Source organism: Ruegeria sp. ABM4_193, from assembly GCF_056158705.1.
Genome location: NZ_JBSWTT010000001.1, coordinates 1,090,582 through 1,109,576, shown reverse-complemented (window position 1 = coordinate 1,109,576; position 18,995 = coordinate 1,090,582). Strand labels below are relative to the sequence as shown.

At 57.3% G+C, this 18,995-nt stretch carries 20 protein-coding genes; 14 read left to right on the top strand and 6 right to left on the bottom strand.

The window, feature by feature from the left end:
* Positions 1-93 precede the first annotated feature (93 nt).
* From ACXADZ_RS05575 to selD, 7 genes are read left to right on the top strand one after another with little or no spacing between them, the layout of a single operon-like run.
* Positions 94-2,964 (top strand): monovalent cation/H+ antiporter subunit A, encoded by a 2,871-nt coding sequence (locus tag ACXADZ_RS05575; protein WP_171676146.1) that lies wholly within the window; start codon positions 94-96, stop codon positions 2,962-2,964.
* Positions 2,964-3,323 (top strand): Na+/H+ antiporter subunit C, encoded by a 360-nt coding sequence (locus ACXADZ_RS05570; protein WP_170751150.1) that lies wholly within the window; start codon positions 2,964-2,966, stop codon positions 3,321-3,323. Before ACXADZ_RS05575 ends, ACXADZ_RS05570 begins: the two co-directional genes overlap by 1 nt.
* On the top strand, positions 3,320-4,864 hold the full coding sequence (locus ACXADZ_RS05565) for a monovalent cation/H+ antiporter subunit D (protein WP_475193511.1): 1,545 nt from the start codon (positions 3,320-3,322) through the stop codon (positions 4,862-4,864). The genes ACXADZ_RS05570 and ACXADZ_RS05565 overlap by 4 nt, the downstream gene beginning before the upstream one ends.
* Positions 4,864-5,361, top strand: coding sequence for a Na+/H+ antiporter subunit E (locus tag ACXADZ_RS05560; RefSeq protein WP_171091225.1), 498 nt, complete (start codon positions 4,864-4,866; stop codon positions 5,359-5,361). The genes ACXADZ_RS05565 and ACXADZ_RS05560 overlap by 1 nt, the downstream gene beginning before the upstream one ends.
* A complete protein-coding gene (locus ACXADZ_RS05555) occupies positions 5,358-5,630 on the top strand; it encodes a K+/H+ antiporter subunit F (protein WP_174825372.1) in 273 nt (90 codons plus the stop codon). The genes ACXADZ_RS05560 and ACXADZ_RS05555 overlap by 4 nt, the downstream gene beginning before the upstream one ends.
* 7 nt (positions 5,631-5,637) lie before the next feature.
* The gene (locus tag ACXADZ_RS05550) at positions 5,638-6,024 is read left to right on the top strand and encodes a Na+/H+ antiporter subunit G (protein WP_171091048.1); all 387 of its coding nucleotides are present in this window, start codon (positions 5,638-5,640) and stop codon (positions 6,022-6,024) included.
* A gap of 5 nt (positions 6,025-6,029) precedes the next feature.
* Positions 6,030-8,189: a selenide, water dikinase SelD gene (gene selD, locus ACXADZ_RS05545; RefSeq protein WP_475193502.1), complete on the top strand. Its 2,160-nt coding sequence runs from the start codon at positions 6,030-6,032 to the stop codon at positions 8,187-8,189.
* Here the strand turns inward: selD and mnmH are convergent.
* Positions 8,180-9,232 (bottom strand): tRNA 2-selenouridine(34) synthase MnmH, encoded by a 1,053-nt coding sequence (gene mnmH, locus ACXADZ_RS05540; RefSeq protein WP_475193498.1) that lies wholly within the window; start codon positions 9,230-9,232, stop codon positions 8,180-8,182. The two genes, selD and mnmH, sit on opposite strands and share 10 nt — an antisense overlap.
* A gap of 47 nt (positions 9,233-9,279) precedes the next feature.
* Positions 9,280-9,945 (bottom strand): SOS response-associated peptidase, encoded by a 666-nt coding sequence (locus tag ACXADZ_RS05535; protein WP_171668644.1) that lies wholly within the window; start codon positions 9,943-9,945, stop codon positions 9,280-9,282.
* Positions 9,946-9,999: 54 nt separating this feature from the next.
* On the opposite strand from ACXADZ_RS05535, the gene ACXADZ_RS05530 reads away from it, so the two are divergent.
* Positions 10,000-11,652: a tetratricopeptide repeat-containing sulfotransferase family protein gene (locus ACXADZ_RS05530; RefSeq protein ID WP_171668615.1), complete on the top strand. Its 1,653-nt coding sequence runs from the start codon at positions 10,000-10,002 to the stop codon at positions 11,650-11,652.
* 64 nt (positions 11,653-11,716) lie between these two features.
* On the opposite strand, the gene ACXADZ_RS05525 is transcribed toward ACXADZ_RS05530, so the two are convergent.
* Entirely contained in the window at positions 11,717-13,300 is a 1,584-nt protein-coding gene (locus ACXADZ_RS05525) for a bifunctional metallophosphatase/5'-nucleotidase (protein ID WP_475193493.1), read from the bottom strand.
* 107 nt (positions 13,301-13,407) lie between these two features.
* On the opposite strand from ACXADZ_RS05525, the gene ACXADZ_RS05520 reads away from it, so the two are divergent.
* Genes ACXADZ_RS05520 through arsC form a run of 4 tightly spaced genes read left to right on the top strand, consistent with a single transcriptional unit; the run spans position 13,408 to position 15,567 of the window.
* Positions 13,408-13,746, top strand: coding sequence for a DUF952 domain-containing protein (locus tag ACXADZ_RS05520; protein ID WP_171668616.1), 339 nt, complete (start codon positions 13,408-13,410; stop codon positions 13,744-13,746).
* Positions 13,743-14,174, top strand: coding sequence for a DUF1330 domain-containing protein (locus ACXADZ_RS05515; protein ID WP_475193488.1), 432 nt, complete (start codon positions 13,743-13,745; stop codon positions 14,172-14,174). The genes ACXADZ_RS05520 and ACXADZ_RS05515 overlap by 4 nt, the downstream gene beginning before the upstream one ends.
* On the top strand, positions 14,171-15,229 hold the full coding sequence (locus tag ACXADZ_RS05510) for a quinone-dependent dihydroorotate dehydrogenase (protein ID WP_475193483.1): 1,059 nt from the start codon (positions 14,171-14,173) through the stop codon (positions 15,227-15,229). Before ACXADZ_RS05515 ends, ACXADZ_RS05510 begins: the two co-directional genes overlap by 4 nt.
* Positions 15,226-15,567, top strand: coding sequence for an arsenate reductase (glutaredoxin) (arsC, locus tag ACXADZ_RS05505; protein WP_171668619.1), 342 nt, complete (start codon positions 15,226-15,228; stop codon positions 15,565-15,567). The genes ACXADZ_RS05510 and arsC overlap by 4 nt, the downstream gene beginning before the upstream one ends.
* Here arsC and ACXADZ_RS05500 read toward each other — a convergent pair.
* Genes ACXADZ_RS05500 through ACXADZ_RS05490 form a run of 3 tightly spaced genes read right to left on the bottom strand, consistent with a single transcriptional unit; the run spans position 15,564 to position 17,822 of the window.
* Positions 15,564-16,880 (bottom strand): MATE family efflux transporter, encoded by a 1,317-nt coding sequence (locus ACXADZ_RS05500; protein WP_475193475.1) that lies wholly within the window; start codon positions 16,878-16,880, stop codon positions 15,564-15,566. The two genes, arsC and ACXADZ_RS05500, sit on opposite strands and share 4 nt — an antisense overlap.
* Positions 16,881-16,882: 2 nt before the next feature.
* A complete protein-coding gene (locus tag ACXADZ_RS05495) occupies positions 16,883-17,401 on the bottom strand; it encodes a PaaI family thioesterase (RefSeq protein ID WP_171091068.1) in 519 nt (172 codons plus the stop codon).
* 1 nt (position 17,402) lies between these two features.
* Positions 17,403-17,822, bottom strand: a complete 420-nt coding sequence (locus tag ACXADZ_RS05490; RefSeq protein ID WP_171091070.1) for a PaaI family thioesterase — start codon at positions 17,820-17,822, stop codon at positions 17,403-17,405.
* Between the two features lie 115 nt (positions 17,823-17,937).
* Here ACXADZ_RS05490 and ACXADZ_RS05485 point away from each other — a divergent pair, with 115 nt between their 5' ends.
* Positions 17,938-18,306, top strand: coding sequence for a MerR family transcriptional regulator (locus ACXADZ_RS05485; protein ID WP_171091072.1), 369 nt, complete (start codon positions 17,938-17,940; stop codon positions 18,304-18,306).
* Between the two features lie 270 nt (positions 18,307-18,576).
* A complete protein-coding gene (locus ACXADZ_RS05480; protein WP_171091075.1) occupies positions 18,577-18,978 on the top strand; it encodes a MerR family transcriptional regulator in 402 nt (133 codons plus the stop codon).
* Positions 18,979-18,995 lie beyond the last annotated feature (17 nt).

The window sequence follows — 18,995 nt, the reverse complement described above, 5'->3', positions numbered from 1 at the left end:
GAATTTTGTGAAGAAGTTACAATATCTGGACAGTCAAGAAAATATCCTTACAAAATTGGCTTCATCCTGACCGCTCAGACCGGAGTATCGCACTTGTCCCTATTCCTTATCGCGGCCCTTCCTTTCCTTGGTGCTGTGTTCCCTGCTCTTCTGATCCGTGCAGGCAGAAACGCGGCTGCATCCGCAGCGGCATTGACGACGTTTCTCGCCCTGATGGGGCTTTTGATCCACATCCCTTCGGTCATGCGCGGCGAAGTTGTTACTGCACGGTTCGATTGGATTCCGGGACTTGGTTTAAACGCGAACTTTATGCTGGACGGGCTAGGGTTTTTGTTTGCCCTGCTGATTTTGGGCATCGGTCTGCTGATCATCCTGTACGCGCGGTTCTACCTCTCGCGCGAAGATCCGATGGGGCAGTTCTATACCTATCTGCTGCTGTTTCAGGGCGCGATGGTCGGGATCGTTCTGTCAGACAACATCCTGCTTTTGCTTATTTTCTGGGAGCTTACGTCACTCAGCTCATTCCTGCTGATCGGCTATTGGAAACACCTGCCCGAAGGTCGCCAAGGCGCGCGTATGGCGCTGGCCGTTACGGGTGGCGGCGGGTTGGCGATGATTGCCGGGATGCTGATCCTGGGAAACATCGTGGGGTCATATGATCTGAGCGTCATTCTGCAAAACAAAGAACTGATCCAGGCTTCGCCCTACTACCTGCCCGCGCTGATCCTGATCCTGTTGGGCGCCTTCACAAAATCGGCCCAGTTCCCGTTCCATTTCTGGTTGCCGCACGCGATGGCGGCCCCTACGCCGGTTTCGGCCTATCTGCACTCAGCCACAATGGTTAAAGCCGGTCTGTTTCTGATGGCGCGGATGTGGCCGGTTTTGGCTGGGACGGATGCATGGTTCTATATTGTCGCCACCACTGGTCTGGTGACCATGCTGTTGGGCGCGGTGATTGCTCTGTTCAAGGATGACTTAAAGGCGCTGCTTGCGTTTTCGACCGTTTCTCATCTGGGCCTGATCACCATGCTGCTGGGTTTTGGCACCAAGTTCGCAGCTGTCGCCGCCGTGTTTCACATCATCAACCACGCGACCTTCAAAGCCGCCCTGTTCATGACCGCCGGGATCGTTGACCATGAAACCGGCACCCGTGACGTCAAGCGATTGGGCGGATTGCGGCATCTGATGCCGATCACCTTTACAATCGGCACCATCGCGGCCCTGTCGATGGCGGGCCTGCCGCCGCTAAATGGGTTCCTGTCGAAAGAGATGATGCTGGAGGAGACCGTCCACACGACATGGCTGAACTCGCATTATCTGGTGCCGGGATTGGCCTTGCTGGCATCGCTGTTTTCTGCAGCCTATTCCTTCCGTTTCGTGAGCCACGTGTTCCTCGGCCCGCAGCGCGACGACTACCCTGCGCATCCGCATGATCCACCCGTCGGTCTGTGGATTGCACCAGCCTTCCTGGTCGTGCTGGTCATTCTGATCGGCCTCTATTCGGCTGCGATCGTCGGCCCCTTGGTCGCCGTGGTGTCCAGCGCGGTGATCGGCGGAGAAAAGCTGCCCTACTACTCGCTGAAGCTGTGGCACGGTTTTGTGCCGGCACTGTACATGTCGATTGTCGCGACGCTGGGTGGCCTGTTCCTGCTGTCGATGCACAAACGCGGTGAGCAGCTATGGAACGCCCTGCCCCGCCCTGAGGCGAAGGTCATTTTCGAAGCGATCATCAACGCCTTCACCCGCCTCAGCCAATGGATCACGGATGAGCTGCACAACGGTGTCCTCAGCCGCTACGCGATCATCTTCGTCGCCTTTACCGTCGGTCTGGGCTACTACGCCTATTCGACAGGCACGATTGGCGTTGAAACACGTGTTCCGCTGCCTGCGCAGATCATCCCGATCATCGGCTGGATTTGTCTGGTTGGCGCGACCTTGGGGATCATGTGGTTCCACCGCAACCGTTTGTTGTCGCTTGTCCTGATCGGCGTCGTCGGCCTGATCGTGTCGGTCGCCTTCAACTATCTGTCTGCACCGGATCTGGCTCTGACCCAGATCTCGGTCGAGGTGGTGACAATGATCCTGCTGCTTCTGTCGCTGAACTTCCTGCCCACGGAAACGCCGTGGGACAGTTCAGCCGCACGACGGTGGCGAGATGCTGCGATTTCTGTTGTCGCGGGTATCGGGACCGGAGCGCTGATTTACGCGATCATGCTGCGGGACTTTGCCTTCCCGACAATCTCAGACTTCCATCTGGCGAATTCGTACAAGGGCGGTGGTGGCACCAACGTGGTGAACGTTATTCTGGTCGACTTCCGGGGCTTTGATACCTTTGGCGAGATCATCGTTCTGGGCATCGCGGCTCTGATCATCTTTGCCTTGACCGAAGCGGTTCTGAGCACGAATGTGCGCGGCTATCTTCTGAACCGAAAACCGCATTGGCCGCAATCGGGGGATTCTCATCCGCTGATGATGGTGGTTGCGACGCGTGTGATGATGCCCATCGCCCTGATGGTTGGCGCCTACATTTTCTTCCGGGGTCACAACCAACCCGGCGGCGGTTTCATCGCTGGTCTTGTCGTCGCAATTGCCTTTCTGATGCAATACATGGCCAGCGGATATACGTGGGCCATCGAACGACAAAGGTTCTACTATCACGGCACCATCGGCTGGGGTGTTCTGATTGCAGCCGCGACCGGCCTGGGGGCCTGGTTCAACGAACGTCCCTTCCTTACCAGCGATTTCGGTTACATCAACTGGCCACCGCTGGAAGAGTTCGAATGGGCCACGGCCATGCTGTTTGACGTGGGCGTTTTCCTCGCCGTTCTTGGGGCGGTGATGCTGGCGCTGGATAGCCTGTCGCGCTTTGCGTGGCGGCCAGGTATGGCGCAGGAATTCCCGATGGATATCAACCCACTGCGGGATGCCCCTCAAGACGAAGATAAAGAGAAGGAGCAGGCCTGATGGAAGCGCTCGTAGCCTCTGCCGTAGGCATTATGACCGCCGCCGGGATATTCCTGATCCTGCGCCGTCGGACTTTCCCGGTCATTCTAGGCCTGTCCCTGATCACCTACGCGGTGAACGTGTTCTTGTTTGCCACAGGGCGCCTCGCGCTGAATGCGCCAGCCGTTCTGAACAAATACGAAGACGTACCCTATACCGACCCGCTGCCACAGGCGCTGGTGCTGACAGCCATCGTGATCTCGTTCGGGATGACGGCCGTGATCGTGATGATTGCCCTATCGGCCTACCTGTCTTCAAAGGATGACCATATAGACATGAGCCCACAGGACAGCGTTGACGCGCCGGGAGAAGACGCATGAACCACTGGATCGTTGCGCCGATCGTCCTTCCCGCGATCCTGGCCCCGTTCATCATCATGGTCCTGCGGTATCATCTGGACCTGCAGCGCATCTTCTCGGTCGCCGGTGTCATTGCCCTGCTGGGCATTGCCCTGACCATCACCGCGCAAGCGTCGGGTGGTGAAATTCTGGTCTACGAGTTGGGCAATTGGCCTGCACCTTTCGGTATTGTCATGGTGTTGGATCGGCTCTCAGCCATGATGGTTCTGCTGACCGCGCTGCTGGCCTTACCCATTGTGCTTTATGCCATAGCGTCAGGCTGGGACGAGCGCGGGAAACATTTCCACGCACTGCTCCATTTCCAGCTTATGGGCGTTTGCGGAGCCTTCCTGACCGGCGACGCGTTCAACCTGTTTGTGTTCTTCGAGGTTCTGCTGATCGCCTCATACGGTCTGATGACCCATGGCGGCGGTTCGGTTCGATTGAAATCGGGCGTGCAGTATGTGGCTTACAACCTCCTGGGCTCGACCCTGTTTCTATTTGCCCTGGGCACGATTTATGGCGTCACCGGCACGCTGAACATGGCCGATATTGCGCTGCGTGTGGCGGAGCTTCCGGCTGAAGACACGGCTTTGCTACGGGTCGGCGCTGTGCTTTTGCTGTTGGTTTTCTGTATCAAAGCCGCAGTGTTGCCCCTGCATTTCTGGCTTCCCGCCAGTTATGCCAACGCCCCCCTACCGGTTGCCGCCCTTTTTGCGATCATGACCAAGGTCGGTGCTTACTCGATCATTCGGATGTACACGCTGGCCTTTGGACCAGAGGTTGAAGCGACCCAGGGATTGGTCGGCGATTGGCTGCAACCTGCCGCGCTTTTGACCTTGGCCGTTGGGGCCGTCGGCATATTGGGATCTCAGCACATAGCCCGCATGGTGGCATTTTGCGCCATCGCTTCGATGGGTACCCTGCTGATCGCAATCTCGCAATTCACGCCGGATGCGACGGCGGCGGCACTTTACTACGTGTTCCACTCGACGCTTGCGACTGCGCTGTTATTCCTGGTGGCGGATCTGGTGATGGAACGTCGCGGCGGTGCCATCGCACCCACAGCGCCGATGCCCCAAAGTGGCCTGATCTCGGCCCTGTTCTTTGTCGGAGCCATCGCAATGGCAGGGATGCCACCGCTTTCGGGCTTCATCGGCAAACTGCTGGTTCTGGACGCGTCCCGCGATGCACCGGATGCAACGGCGGTCTGGGCTGTTATTCTGATCGGGTCTTTTGTCACCATCGTTGGGCTGGCGCGCGCGGGAACGTTGATCTTCTGGAAAAGCCACGACACGCAGGTCGTCACCATCGAAGAGCCTGTCGAAGGCGAAGAGGTCCCAGCACCGGTCGCCCCAGAACCGCAACTCGGCCTTGCGATCACAGCCGTGTTTGGACTGGTGGCGGGTTTGATCCTGCTGACCCTGTTTGCAGGTCCGGCCCTTGAATACACAAGCAAGACCGCAGCTCAGCTGTTTGCGCCCGAAAACTACATCTCTGCCGTATTGGGAAGGGAAGAATGATGAAACTGCTCCACCGGATCTTTCCGCACCCTCATCTGACTTTCTTGCTGACGCTCGTCTGGGTGCTGCTGGCCAATAACGGGTCTTTGAACTCTTTGGTGTTTGGTCTGATTTTGGGGATCATCATCCCCTTTATTACGCAGCCCTACTGGCCGGATCGTCCCAAGCTGCGCAATTGGCCGATGGTGGCAGAGTACATGCTGGTCGTGCTTTGGGACATTGTGATTGCAAACATCACCGTTGCCCGAATTATCCTGTTCAAACGCGATGCCGACCGCCAACCCAACTGGGTCTGTGTCCCGTTGGAACTGCGCACGCCAGAGGCGATCACCGTTCTGGCGGGCACCATAACCATGACCCCAGGCACCGTCAGCTGCGATCTGTCGGCGCAAGGGCATAACCTTTTGGTGCATTGTCTTGACGCCCCCAACCCCGAAGAGGTGCGCGATCAGATCAAGCAGCGTTACGAGCGCAGGTTGAAGGAGATTTTCGAATGATTTTGGAATATGCCATCTTGTTTGCCTTTGCCTGTTTCGGAGCTGCCATCATGATGTGCCTTTGGCGGATCATCACCGCAGACGGCGTTGGCACCCGCGTTCTTGCGCTGGATACGATGGTGATCAACACCATCGCCCTGATGATCCTGTATGGTCTGGATCAGGGCACCGAAATCTTTTTCGAAGCTGCCATGATCATTGCCATGCTCGGCTTCGTCTCAACTGTAGCTTACGCGCGCTTCATGTTGCGCGGCAACATTATCGAGTGAGGGCGGCATGACATTACTCGTCGAAATTCTGATCGCCGTTTTCCTGATCATGTCGGGCATTTTCGGTTTTGTCGGTTCCTTCGGCATGATCAAGCTAAAGGACCCTATGTCCCGACTACACGCCCCGACCAAGGCGACGACGTTGGGCGTGGGCGGTGTGCTTCTGGCCTCGATCACGCATTCCGTCCTGCTGGAAGGCAAACTGTCATTGCATGAGCTTCTGATCACGCTTTTCTTGTTCCTGACGGCACCGATCACGGCCCTGTTCATTGCCAAATGGCACATTCATCGTCATGAAAAGCCCAGCGATTTGCCGGATGCGGGTGAGGATGAGCTTTGGGCCACCCACGCGGTCGAGCAGGTCGAAGACGTCCCGGACCATAGCGCGAATTAAAACCAATGCACTCACCTCCGCTGCCTTTAACCCGCGATCTGGTTCTTGTTGGCGGAGGTCACACCCATGCGTTGCTTTTGCGGAAATGGGGGATGAACCCCCTGCCCGGGGCACGGGTGACAGTGATCAACCCCGGTCCAACCGCGCCATATTCCGGGATGCTACCCGGATTTGTCGCCGGACATTATGATCGCCGGGAATTGGACATTGATCTGGTGAAACTCGCGCGCTTCGCAGGCGCTCGTGTCATTCTGGGTGCGGTTGAGGGGATCGATACCGACGCACATCAGGTGCATGTTCCCGGACACCCGCCGGTCGGGTTTGATGTGGCGTCGGTCAATGTCGGGATCACTTCGGACATGCCCGCTCTGCCGGGCTTTGCCGAACATGCCATTCCAGCCAAACCTCTGGGCCGATTTGCTGCGCGGTGGGCTGACTACCTTAATCACGATGGCCCTGCGTCAGTCGCGGTGATCGGCGGGGGCGTTGCCGGGGCCGAATTGGCCATGGCCATGGCCCATGCTCTCAAAGCAAAGGGGCGCGCGGCGCGGATAACGCTGATCGATAATGCCTCGATCCTGACGGCCACCAAACCCAAGGCGGCGGCCACGATCCGCCGCGCCATGCAGGATCTGGGTGTGGACGTCATCGAAAACGCAGTGATCACCCGGATCGGCGCGGATCACGTGGAACTGAAGGACGGCCGCGCAATACCTGCAGATTTCGTCACCGGAGCCGCCGGGGCGCGCCCTTATGACTGGATCGCACATACCGGGCTGGATCTGCAGGACGGGTACATCCGGGTGAACGGCCATCTTCAATCCAGCGACCCCGCTGTTTTTGCAGCCGGAGATTGCGCCCACCTGTCGGATAATCCGCGCCCCAAGGCAGGCGTTTACGCGGTGCGCGAAGCGCCCGTTCTTTTTGATAATCTGCGTGCCGCGCTGGGGGCGGGACGGATTCGCAGGTATGTCCCGCAGAAGGATTACCTCAAACTGATTTCTTTGGGCGGCAAATCCGCGCTTGGTGAACGTTTGGGGACATCCTTCAGCGGTCCGATCATGTGGAAATGGAAGAACCACATCGACCAAACCTTCATGAACAGGTTTCGAAACCTGCCGCAGATGAAGCCTCCAACATTACCACGCGACCGGGCCTTTGGGCTGGATGAGGCGCTTGGGGAAAAACCCATGTGCGGAGGATGCGGGGCCAAAGTCGGGCGCGACGCGTTGCAGACCGCTCTGAAATCGCAACCCGCGCCTGTCCGATCAGACATCACCCCCCTGCCCGGCGATGATGCGGCTTTGTTACAGACGGGTGGCGTTCAGCAGGTCATGACCTCGGATCACCTGCGGGCTTTCACCAATGATCCCGCCCTTATGGCGCGCATTGCTGCTGTGCACGCCTTGGGGGATATCTGGGCCATGGGAGCAACGCCTCAGGCCGCAACGGCGACGATCATCCTGCCTCGTATGTCCGCCAGTCTTCAGGGCCGCACCATGGCAGAAATCATGGCAGTCGCGGGCAAGGTGATGAAAGAGGCCGGGGCCGAGATCGTGGGTGGGCACAGTTCCATGGGCGACGAGATGACCATCGGCTTTACGATAACCGGCCTTTGTGAAACGCCTCCTGTAACACTGGCGGGCGGGCAACCGGGGGACTGTCTGATCCTGACCAAGCCTTTAGGCAGCGGCGTTCTGATGGCTGCGGAAATGGCCGGTCTAGCGGACGGAGCCTGGGTCGCAGCGGCCTACCAGCAGATGACCCAACCGCAGGGAGAGGCGGCACGTATTCTGGCCAAAGCCCATGCGATGACGGATGTGACCGGGTTTGGATTAGCCGGACACCTGCAAGGTATCTGCGACGCCTCAGGCTGCGGTGCCGTGCTTGATCTGGACGCGATTGAGGTGATGGATGGTGCGCTGGAGCTGTCTGAACAAGGTATGCGGTCAACGATCTTTGCCGACAACCGGGCAATTGCCATGGACCTGCCCGCCGAAGGCAAAGCCGCTTTGTTGTTCGATCCGCAAACGGCTGGTGGTTTGCTGGCGGCTGTCGATGCGGCAGCGGCCGATGCCCTGATTCAGGATTTGAAGGCCGCAGGCTACCCCGCCGTAATCATTGGCGAATTGACTGATACTCCGGGCCTGCGCCTTCAAAGCTGATCCAACAGGCTTTCGATTTGAGACGCTGCCGTTGCAAGGCCGTCATCGTCCAATGTCGCAATGTTGATGTTGGCCAGCACCTCTGCGGACCGCGACCGCCGCGATTTGGTGTAGGCTGGATCATAGTGCTGTTCCATCAACGCCTGTGTCAGCGCGTGTTTTTCATCCGCATCGATCAGGTGCATCCACCCATCGACAACGTCATGTCCGCGATGAAAACGCAGCGGAGAAAGCCGATCCCGCAAACGATCACTGTCAGACAGGATGTCGTCATAGGCCCTCACCAGATAGGCGGCGCGCGCTTCCATCGGTGCCGTGATTTGCACCCTGGGGGCCGCGCATAGCGCGGTCCACAGGCTGGGCGGCAGGATTAGACTGCCGATTTTCGAAGATTCCGCTTCGACCACAACAGGGCGCGCTGGATTCATTGCGCACAGCGCGCTGGACAATGCCGATTCAAACGCCTTTTGCGCGGGCTGTCCGCCTGGCCTTTCCCCCAGTAAAGATCCCCGGTGATTGGCCAATGCCTCAAGGTCGAGAACCTGTACGCCGCGCCTTTGTAACAGAGCCAACAGATCCGTCTTGGCCGTTCCAGTATAGCCATCCAGGGCGATCAATCGATGCGGTAGAGGATCGTCGTAAAAATACGCATTCACCAACCGGCGATAGGTGCGATAGCCGCCTTCGACCACATCAGCGCGCCAACCGATTTGCTGCAACATCCAGGTGAACGATCCCGAACGCTGGCCACCACGCCAGCAATAGACCAATGGTCTCCAACTACCCTCGTGATGGCTGAGATGCTGCTCGATGTGGTTGGCCGCATTGCGGAACACAAGCGCGGCCCCCAGTTTGCGTGCCAAAAACGGGCTTTCCTGAACATAGATGGTTCCGACGCGCGCCCGTTCCTCATTATTCAGAACCGGCAAGTTGATCGCACCCGGCAAATGATCCTCGGCATACTCAGCCGGGCTGCGCACGTCGATAACCGTATCAAAGTTATGCGCGTAAAGCTTGGTCAGATCAGGGAAATTCAAAGCCATACCAGTGGTCTAGCTTGCCGAGTTTCGAAAGAAAAGGTCATGCGCCCTTAGCCGTCGAAAGGTTCAATCAGTTCGGGTCCGCTGGCCCGGTTGGAATTCACTGCCGGGTCGACGCGGTGGTAGGCCAGCACCCCCTCGTCACCCGGCTGCATCAACCGTGCGGCCCCTTTTCCCGATTCGCCCAGCCACAATGGCCAGTCTTCAGGCTCAAGGATCAAGGGCATCCGGTGGTGTATTGTCTTAAGATTTTCATTTGCACCTGTGGTCACGATAGCGCAGGTGCCCTGTCGGCTTTCCTGTGGTCCCCAATCCTGCCAGACGCCCGCGAAGGCAATCGGGGCTCCATCCTTGCGATGGATGTACCACGGCAGTCGGGTGCCCTGATCGGTTTTCGTCCATTCGTAGAACCCGGTGGCCGCGATCAGGCAGCGGCGCGACCGGCAGGCTTCACGAAAGGCTGGTTTTTCCGCCAAAGTCTCGGACCGCGCATTGATCAACAGCGGGCCAGCCGTTTCAGATTTGTACCAGTGTGGCAGAAATCCCCAACGCAACCCGTCCAGATGGCGGCCTGTTTCACCGCTGCGCACCACATGTACCTGATTTGTCGGACAAACATTAAAGTTTGGAACTGCTGGCAGCGTATTTGCCGGTCGTGCGGAAAACAGCTGCGCCATGGCGTCATTCGGAAGAGTTATTGCAAACCGTCCACACATGGGTAATGAACCATCGATACATTCTTGATACAGGCGCAGGATCTTACGGGTCACATGAAAAACCAAACGACTCAATCCCTCAAGAGCAAAGCGATTTCCCTTCTGGAAGCAGAAAAGTTGCCACAGGCTTTGAAAAAGGCGCAGCTGGGCGTCAAGAAATTCCCCAAGGACTCGGACTTTCACGCCATCGCCGGTTTTGTTCTGACCGAGATGAAACAATACAAGAAATCCATTCCGCATTTCGTCGAAGCCTCGCGGATGAAACCGGATGATCCGCAATTCGTGGAAAACCTCGCCAACGCTCTGATGCAGATCGGCCAGTTTCCCAAAGCGCTGGAATACACCGAACAAAAATTGGAACAGTTCCCCAACAACAAGGAACTGAACCGAGTTCTGGATGAGATACACCTCAAAGGTACATCGTGGCGTTCGATCATTGAACACGCAACCAACAAGCTGGCCAATGACCCCGACAATGCTGATTTGTTGACCAAGCGGGCCCGAGCCTATTCCAAGATTGGATTTGTCGATGAAAACTCCCGTGATATTGCGCGTGCCTATGAACTGGACCCGAACAATATTAAGATCTCCTTCCAGAAATCCGTAAATCTGCACCAAAGCGGCGATAAAGAAGCATCTACCGAGATTCTGCACCGTATCCTTGAGGAAAATCCTGAGCACGCCCCGACATTGCTGCAATTGTCGACAATGGTCGGCAAGGAGGATGCGGTGAACCTGATGGACGCAGTTGAGATCGCTATCGCCAGTAACGAGAACGTGCTGGTGGAGCTTGAGTTCGCCAAAGCGCATCTGATTTCCCAAACCGATGGTCTGGACGCGGCGCTGTCGCAATTTGCTTACGCCAATGCGATTCAGCACGACGGCAATCCATATAACTTTGCTGCAGAAGAGAAAAAACTTCGCAATATCACAAGCCTGTTCCCGCTCGGCGACGACATTCAAACCTCTGACAACAACGATTCACCGGTACCGATCTTTGTACTTGGGCAGCCGCGGTCTGGTACCACACTGATGGAAATGATGCTTAGTTCTGCGCCACATATTGCTGGGTGTGGCGAGTTAATGCTGGGCGCGGACTTATCCCAAGACTTCGAGAACGGTAAAAACGCTTTCACCGCCGCGAAGGCAACCGAATTTGCGCAGGAATTCCGTAAGCTAATGCCGCCAATCCCCGCGGATTCGGTCGCCTTTGTCGACAAGATGCCCCACAATTTTCAGCGAGTGGGGTTCCTGCTGGCCGCGTTCCCAAATGCCAAGATAATCAACATGCTGCGAGATCCCCGCGATGTCGGCTTGTCCAAGTGGATTCGCCGCTTTCCTGCAGGTGGGATGCGTTATGCGTCAAATCTGCGGTCGATTGCTCATTCGGCGAACTTGTACCGCCAGTACATGGCGCATTGGCAGTCCGTGTTTGGCGAAAACATCCTGACCATTCCTTATGAGAAGCTGGTGGCCGACCCGGAGACCTACAGCAAACAGGTCGCCGCGTTTTGCGGCATTGAATGGAGCGAGGCCATGATGCGACCCGAGCAAAACACCAAACAGGTCAGAACAGCTAGCATCGATCAGGTTCGCAATAAAATCTCAACCAAATCCATTGGTGGATGGCAGAGCGTCTCCGAACATTTGCGCCCTATGCTGGACGACTTGGACCCATCGCTTTGGCCGGAATACGATTTCAGCTGACAGGCCGTGAAACAGAAAAAGCCGCATCACCTGGATGCGGCTTTCTTGTTTCAGGTGGCAGAATTTACTTCTGCTTGATACGCCCGTCCAGATAGGGCTGATACGGCGCGTTTTCCGCCAGATATTCGGCTGTGACATCGGCCAGATCGGGGCCGAAATCATAGGCATTCTTGTCGTCACCTTCGAACATCGAATAACCATCGCCACCGTTGCGCACATAGTTGTTGGTCACAACAAGGTAAGTCTTGTTCGGATCAATCGGAACAAATCCGTCACCTTCGGCCACCATGACTTCGCTGATGCGGCCTTCGTTTGGGGCCACGCTAGGATCCCAGGTAAAGCTCAGGCCCGCAACTTGCGGAAAGCGGCCTTTTACCTCTTCAACCTGACTGACGCCATTTTCCAACGCGTCGATGACGGTCTGGCCGGTGATCTCAAAAGTGGACAGCGTGTTCTGGAACGGCAGAACCGTCAGCACTTCGCCCATGGTTACATCACCCTCGTCGATAGACGCACGCAGGCCGCCTGAGTTGGCAATTGCAATCTGCGCCCCCTGATCGGCGACACGGGCCAGCATCGCGTCGGCCACAAGGTTACCCATTTCACATTCCTGCACACGGCAGATCGACCTGTCGCCCTGAATTGCTGCGCCTGAGTTTGCAACAACGCGTTGCTTCATCTCTTCAATCGGCGCGCCCATTTTGGCCACGCGGGCTGCGATATCCGCGTCAGGCGTGACCGAGGCGTCCAGAAGAATGGGTTCGCCCTCGGCTGCAATCAGATTGCCGTCGTCGTCAAAGGTCAGGGTGATCTCGCCCAGGTATTTTGAATATGCGTAAGCCTGAACCACCGGCACGTCACCAACCATCATTGGATACGACCCGGCCGCGCCCTCCTGCGTGTTCGACAACAGCGTGTGCGAATGGCCACCGACAACCAGATCGAGGCCCGGAACCTGCGCTGCGATCTCAAGATCCTTGGCCAGACCCACATGGTTCAAGGCGATGATGATGTTGACGCCTTCATCCTGCAGTGCCGCCACATCGGCCTTCAGGCTGTCGATCTCGTCCTGAAACACAACGTCCTTTCCGGGGCTGGACGTCTCAACCGTATCCGTGGCGAGCGCCGAGATGATACCGACTTTCTGCCCGCCAATATCCAGCACAACATGGTTTTCAACCTTGCCGTTCAGCTCGGCCGACGATGACAGGTCCAGATTGCCTGAAATCACCGGAAAGCTGACCGTTTCAATGAACGACGCCAAGCCTTCGGGGCCGTCGTCGAATTCGTGGTTGCCCACGGCCATGACGTCATAGCCGATCGCTTCCATAAACTCGGCTTCTGCTGCGCCCTTGTAAGTGGTGTAGAACAACGACCCTTGGAAAGGATCGCCCGCGTCCAGCAGCAGAACATTCTGATCCGCCAGCGCATCACGGCGGGAATCAACGATCGTCTTGAGGCGCGCAACCCCGCCAAAACATTTGCCTTCCGCTTCATCCTCAGCGTCGCAAGTTGAATCGTATTTATTGATCGACTCGATGCGGCTGTGAATGTCGTTGGTGTGCAGAATAGTTAATTTATATTCGGCCGCCGCCATACCGGCAGTGAGGCCAAGAATTGCAGCAGACGCCAAGAATCGGGTCAACATACTGAATCTCCCTGTTTATATTTTCAGAGATCGTGCGCTTATGCAGAGCGAGAGTCAAAGAGGAAATCCGGCTTGATTCCGAACGCTGCGCGGGGCATCAGATCGATATGCTGATTTACAAAATTTTCCGGGCCGATGAATGGGCTGCCTTGCAAGACAAGGGCGCAACAGATGGCGCGCCAATTGATGTCACCGATGGCTTTGTCCATTTTTCAACGGCTGAACAAGCCGCTGAGACGGCGGCGAAACACTTCGCAGGTGTGGATGATCTGACGTTACTGGCCTGTAATGCCGACGCCATGGGCGACGATCTGAAATGGGAAGTTTCGCGGGGCGGTGCCCTGTTCCCGCATCTCTATCGCCAGATCCGGCTTGGCGACGTTGTCTGGTCGCGCCCTCTGCCATTTGACGGTGCTGTGCACCAGTTCCCCGAGGACATGGAATGACATCCTTTATCGACCCGGATCGGGATCAGTTCGAAGCATTCAAAGCGCTGGATCGCAACCAGCCGATCGAAATGCTCAATCTGGTTAAATTCCGGGCCGAAGCACAGTATCCCGCGTCGCATGAATTGGCAGGCGCGGGGCTGACAGGGGCAGAAGCCTATCAGAAATACGGTGCTGAAACCGCCCCGATTATTGCGCGTATCGGGGCAAGTATTTTGTGGCGTGGGGTGTTTGAAACAACTCTCATCGGACCGGTTGATGAGGTCTGGGATGCCGTCTTTATCGCCCGCTATCCGACCGCGCACGCGTTCCTTGAAATGGTGACAGACCCAGTGTACCGGGCCGCGGTGATCCACCGTCAGGCTGCAGTCGAAACCTCGCGCCTGATCCGGTGTGGATCCGGGGAAAGCGGAAAGGCCTTCGGATGAAGCTGATTGAAAAACTGGGGCTGAGCGCCCTGCACCGCATGGATCCCGAAGCTGCGCATGGCATGTCGATCATAGCGTTGAAGTCCGGGCTGACACCCGCGCCGGGACCAGTGACTACACCGCGCCTGAAAACCAAAGTGGCGGGGTTGGATCTGCCCAACCCGGTCGGTCTGGCCGCTGGTTTTGACAAGAATGGCGAGGTTCTCGCACCCCTGTCGCGCGCCGGGTTTGGCTTTATCGAGGTGGGCGCAGTCACGCCCCGTCCGCAGCCGGGAAACCCCAAACCACGCCTGTTTCGTCTGACCGAGGACAAGGCAGCCATCAACCGCTTTGGTTTCAACAACGAAGGCATGGAGGTGATGGCCAAACGGCTGGCAGAGCGCCCCAAAGACGCAGTGATCGGCCTGAACCTTGGGGCCAATAAAGACAGCGAAGACCGCGCTGGTGATTTTGCGAAAGTTCTGGCCCATTGCGCGGCACATCTGGATTTTGCCACCGTAAACGTATCGTCACCGAACACGGAAAAACTGCGCGATTTGCAGGGCAAGGCCGCGCTGACCGCGCTGTTGAATGGTGTGATCGAAACACGCCATGCTCTGCCCCGCCCGCTTCTGATCTTTCTGAAAATTGCGCCTGATCTGACTGAACCGGAATTGCAGGACATTGCTGAGGTCGCTCGCGAAACCCGCGTGGATGCGGTGATTGCCACCAACACCACCCTGTCGCGCGACGGGTTGCTTAGCGCGCATAAAGGGGAAACCGGAGGATTGTCTGGCGCGCCTTTGTTCGAAAAATCCACCCGTGTGCTGGCGAAGCTGAGCCAGTTGACCGATGGAGCAATCCCGCTGATCGGCGTCGGCGGCATCAGCAATGCCGAGCAAGCTTATGCCAAGATCTGCGCCGGGGCGTCTGCTGTACAGTTCTATACCGCCATGGTTTACGGTGGGATCTCACTTGCTGCTGATATCGCGCATGGGCTGGATCAATTGCTGGCGCGTGATGGCTATGACAGCGTTGCCGAGGCCGTGGGCAGCAAACGAGAGGACTGGCTGTGATCGAATACTGGCACAACCCCCGCTGTTCCAAATCCCGCGCCGGGTTGGCGCTGTTGGAGGAGAATGGCGCAAAGATCAAACTGCGAAAATACCTTGAAGATGTGCCCTCAGCAGACGAAGTAAGGGCCGCGCACGTTTCACTGGGATTGCCTGTGATTGATATGGTGCGCACCGGTGAAAAACGGTTCAAGGAATTGGGGCTGACAAAGACCGCATCAGATGACGACTTGATCCGCGCCATGGCGGAAAACGCGATCCTGATCGAACGCCCCCTTGCCATTGCCGGGGACAAAGCCGCCATCGGGCGTCCACCTGAGAACCTGCTGACACTGCTCTAAGCCACTTGCGCTTCCAGCTTGGGATAGCGCCAGCCCATCGTCACACCCCGCGCGATGTTCAGAACCATAAGCGCGGCCCACAGACCGTGATTTCCGAGGCTCGGCACTAAAATGAACAGCGCGATTACATAGATCGCCACGGATTGAATCATTGCGTTGCGCATGGCCCGGGTCCAGGTGGCACCAATGTAGATGCCATCGAACATCCAACTGGCCACACCAATAATCGGGGCCAATGCCGCCCAGAACAGGTAGTCGCGGCTGGCCAAACGCACCTCGGGCGAGGTTGACATCAGATCAATCAGGGCCGGGCCAGCCAGGAAGAACACAGCCCCCAGTAATATGGCTCCACCAAGCCCCCATTGCGATGCCATGATACTGGCGCGTCGCAGCTGGTGCCGATCCCGCGCACCAACTGCGCCACCGACCAAAGCCTCGGCTGAAAAGGCGAACCCGTCCAGGGCAAAGGCTGTGATCTCAAGGAATTGCAGAAGAACCTGATTGGCGGCCAGGGTCACGTCGCCAAGATCCGCACCCACGAACAGGAAAGTCGTGAACGAGCCTGTTAAAAGGACGGAACGGATCATGATGTCACCGTTTACTTGCATCATTCGGCGCAGGCGCCCGGCATCGAAAATCCGGGCCCGGTCACGCCAGATTTTGCCTTCGAATCCGTCCCGGCACAGCCATAAGCCCAGCGCCAAACCAGTCCACTCGGCGACCAGGGTGGCCACAGCGACGCCCTCCACGCCCCATCCCAGCCCCAGAACAAACCAAAGGTCCAGAACGATATTCAGCCCGTTCATCCAGATTTGCAGAATGAAAACGCCACGCGTCCGTTCAACCGCGATCAGCCATCCGGTCACGGCATACAAAGCAATGGTTGCCGGAGCACCCCAGATGCGAATCTCAAGGTATGCACGCGTCAGTGACTCAACCTCGGGGCTGGCAGGCGACAGGGCAAATGCCCCAGCAAAGACTGCCGCCTGCGCGAGGACAAAGAACACGCCCGCTGCCGCGCCCAGCAGAAGCCCTCGAATCAGCAAAGCCCTTGTTTCAGCGATGTCACCTGCCCCGCGCGCCTGCGCAGCCAGGCCAGTCGTGCCCATGCGCAGAAACCCGAAGATCCAGTAGATCGAAGCCAGTATAACCGCGCCCATACCCACGGCACCGATAGGTGCGGCCTGCCCCATTTGACCGACTACGCCCGTGTCTACCGCGCCAAGAATGGGCACGGTCGCGTTCGACAGCACGATCGGGACTGCGATCTTCAGCACCCGTCTGTGCGTGATGGGCGCCGACGCGTACTGCATCGTCAGCTCTTGTCTCTGGGGGGTTGAGGCATCAGGAAATGCCCTGATGCCTGCGCAAACAGTTTCGCATGATTGTCCTGCCAGGCTTCCACCCGGACCGAAGCATAACGCCGCCCCGACCTGCTGACAAAAGCCCTTGCGTAAGCATCACGCGGCAGGCCCGATCGCAGGTAATCGACGGTAAAGTCGATTGTCTTGGGAAAGCGGATGTCCGGGTCGGTCACGATGGCCTCGCCATCGATCTCACCACTCTCGATGCGCGGGAACATGTGTTCCCAACTGAGAGTGATGACAGCGGTCACTTCGAGAAAAGCCGCCGTTACCCCACCGTGAATCGCAGGTAAAAACGGGTTGCCGATCAGTTTGTCGTCGAAATTCAACACACCGGTCAGTTCATCCCCACGCCGGTCGAAGTTGATATCGAGAAAGCGGATATAGGGTACGCCATCAACCAGCGCGCGCAATGCCGCATCGCGCCGTTGTTTGACCACCTGCATCGGTTCAGGCCGCGGTCTTGCCATGTTACTTCCCCTCAACCGTAAAGGACCCGGCAGCGGTTGCCACAGGCAGGTCTGTGTCATTGTCAACGGCAGTCGCCCGCACAAACGCCACGTTCCGCGTGATGTGATAGCAGGTCGCGCGTGCCGTGATTGTCTGACCCGGCGTTGCCGCGCGCATATAGTCGATCCGCAAGTCTATGGTTGCAGTCCCCCCGGGTGCCGATGGGTGGCTCATCACCGCAGCACCGCAGCACGTATCCAAAATGGTCGAGATTGCCCCGCCGTGGATCACGCCGGTGCGCGGGTCTCCGATCAGATCTTCGTTGTATGGCAGCGTGATCTCTGCTTCGCCCTCGCCAATATGGGTCAGCGTCAGGTTCAGGGCCCGCGCATGAGGGATCGCCTCGATAAATTGGCGGGCTAGTACTGTCTTGTCGACCATTGGCATTTGTCCTGTTCTCGTCCCTTCCTTTATGAGCCGCTGTTTCGGCAAAGGGCAAGCCCACCTGTTGCGCTTGGGATCGGGACCGCCTAGGTTGCTGGCAAGGAGACTAGGAATGTCCAACAACCGTTTGTCATTCAAAGAGATGTGCGCGGAGTTCGATGTAACACCGCGCACCCTGCGCTATTACGAATACATCGAACTTCTGCAACCAGATCGCGAAGGCCGGTCCCGATTTTACGGCGCGCGGGAATGCGCCCGGATGAAGTTGATCATGCGTGGCCGCAAGTTTGGATTCCCGCTGGAAGAGATTCGCCAATGGCTTTTGATCTATGAGGATCAGGGCAACGAAGCTCAAATGGCTACTTTTGTTGAGATGGCGGACCGCCAAATGGGCGAGCTTGAGCAACAACGCGAGCAACTTGACGAAGCCATGGACGAACTGAAGCGCCTGCGCGACCAGACAGCAAAGTCCCTGAAGTAGGTCTTCCGTCGCTTCGGAATTCTTTCCTGTACACTCTGTCTCGCGACACACCTCACGCGTGTGCGCACAGCTTTTTTGCACGCAAAAGCTGGGGCTCAGGCTTGACCTTAGGGCAAGAAAATTACGCGAAAGTCCGTTTACGCGTTTGGATGTTACGTCAACTTTGAAGTGACGCAGCGTCTGAATTACGTAAACGTCACTCACGTGTTGTAAAGCTCAAAGCAACTGCGCAACTCATGTCTCATGACGCCAGTGACGAGAGTATGACGAATGACCGAAGATGTGATGACAATCCGCGAGATGTGCGAGACTTACGATGTCACGCCACGCACTTTGCGGTTCTACGAGGCCAAGGAACTTTTGTTCCCGATCCGCGAAGGCCAAAAACGTCTGTTCACCAAACGTGACCGGGCGCGGCTGAAACTGATCCTGCGCGGGAAACGCTTTGGCTTCAGCCTGGAAGAGATCCGACAACTTCTGGATCTGTACCATGTGGGCGACCAGCAGGTCACTCAGATGACCCGCACATATGAAATCGCGTTGGAACGTCTGGCGGATATGGAAGAACGCCGCCGCGAGCTGACGCAAGCCATCGACGATCTGAAAGAGCAGTTGCGCTGGGGCGAGAAAGTCATCGCCTCGATGAAACAGGAAAAGAAGGCGGCCGAGTAACCTCGCCCCGCCATCCG

Coding starts and splice junctions, on each gene's coding strand:
- ACXADZ_RS05495 (WP_171091068.1), bottom strand. CDS start 17,401: ATGGCAAGACCGCGGCCTGAACCGATGCAGGTGGTCAAACAACGGCGC.
- mnmH (WP_475193498.1), bottom strand. CDS start 9,232: ATGGCTTTGAATTTCCCTGATCTGACCAAGCTTTACGCGCATAACTTT.
- ACXADZ_RS05535 (WP_171668644.1), bottom strand. CDS start 9,945: ATGTGTGGACGGTTTGCAATAACTCTTCCGAATGACGCCATGGCGCAG.
- ACXADZ_RS05525 (WP_475193493.1), bottom strand. CDS start 13,300: ATGTTGACCCGATTCTTGGCGTCTGCTGCAATTCTTGGCCTCACTGCC.
- ACXADZ_RS05570 (WP_170751150.1), top strand. CDS start 2,964: ATGGAAGCGCTCGTAGCCTCTGCCGTAGGCATTATGACCGCCGCCGGG.
- ACXADZ_RS05500 (WP_475193475.1), bottom strand. CDS start 16,880: ATGCAGTACGCGTCGGCGCCCATCACGCACAGACGGGTGCTGAAGATC.
- ACXADZ_RS05530 (WP_171668615.1), top strand. CDS start 10,000: ATGAAAAACCAAACGACTCAATCCCTCAAGAGCAAAGCGATTTCCCTT.
- ACXADZ_RS05555 (WP_174825372.1), top strand. CDS start 5,358: ATGATTTTGGAATATGCCATCTTGTTTGCCTTTGCCTGTTTCGGAGCT.
- ACXADZ_RS05490 (WP_171091070.1), bottom strand. CDS start 17,822: ATGGTCGACAAGACAGTACTAGCCCGCCAATTTATCGAGGCGATCCCT.
- ACXADZ_RS05510 (WP_475193483.1), top strand. CDS start 14,171: ATGAAGCTGATTGAAAAACTGGGGCTGAGCGCCCTGCACCGCATGGAT.
- ACXADZ_RS05565 (WP_475193511.1), top strand. CDS start 3,320: ATGAACCACTGGATCGTTGCGCCGATCGTCCTTCCCGCGATCCTGGCC.
- ACXADZ_RS05550 (WP_171091048.1), top strand. CDS start 5,638: ATGACATTACTCGTCGAAATTCTGATCGCCGTTTTCCTGATCATGTCG.
- ACXADZ_RS05515 (WP_475193488.1), top strand. CDS start 13,743: ATGACATCCTTTATCGACCCGGATCGGGATCAGTTCGAAGCATTCAAA.
- ACXADZ_RS05520 (WP_171668616.1), top strand. CDS start 13,408: ATGCTGATTTACAAAATTTTCCGGGCCGATGAATGGGCTGCCTTGCAA.
- ACXADZ_RS05485 (WP_171091072.1), top strand. CDS start 17,938: ATGTCCAACAACCGTTTGTCATTCAAAGAGATGTGCGCGGAGTTCGAT.
- ACXADZ_RS05560 (WP_171091225.1), top strand. CDS start 4,864: ATGAAACTGCTCCACCGGATCTTTCCGCACCCTCATCTGACTTTCTTG.
- ACXADZ_RS05480 (WP_171091075.1), top strand. CDS start 18,577: ATGACCGAAGATGTGATGACAATCCGCGAGATGTGCGAGACTTACGAT.
- selD (WP_475193502.1), top strand. CDS start 6,030: ATGCACTCACCTCCGCTGCCTTTAACCCGCGATCTGGTTCTTGTTGGC.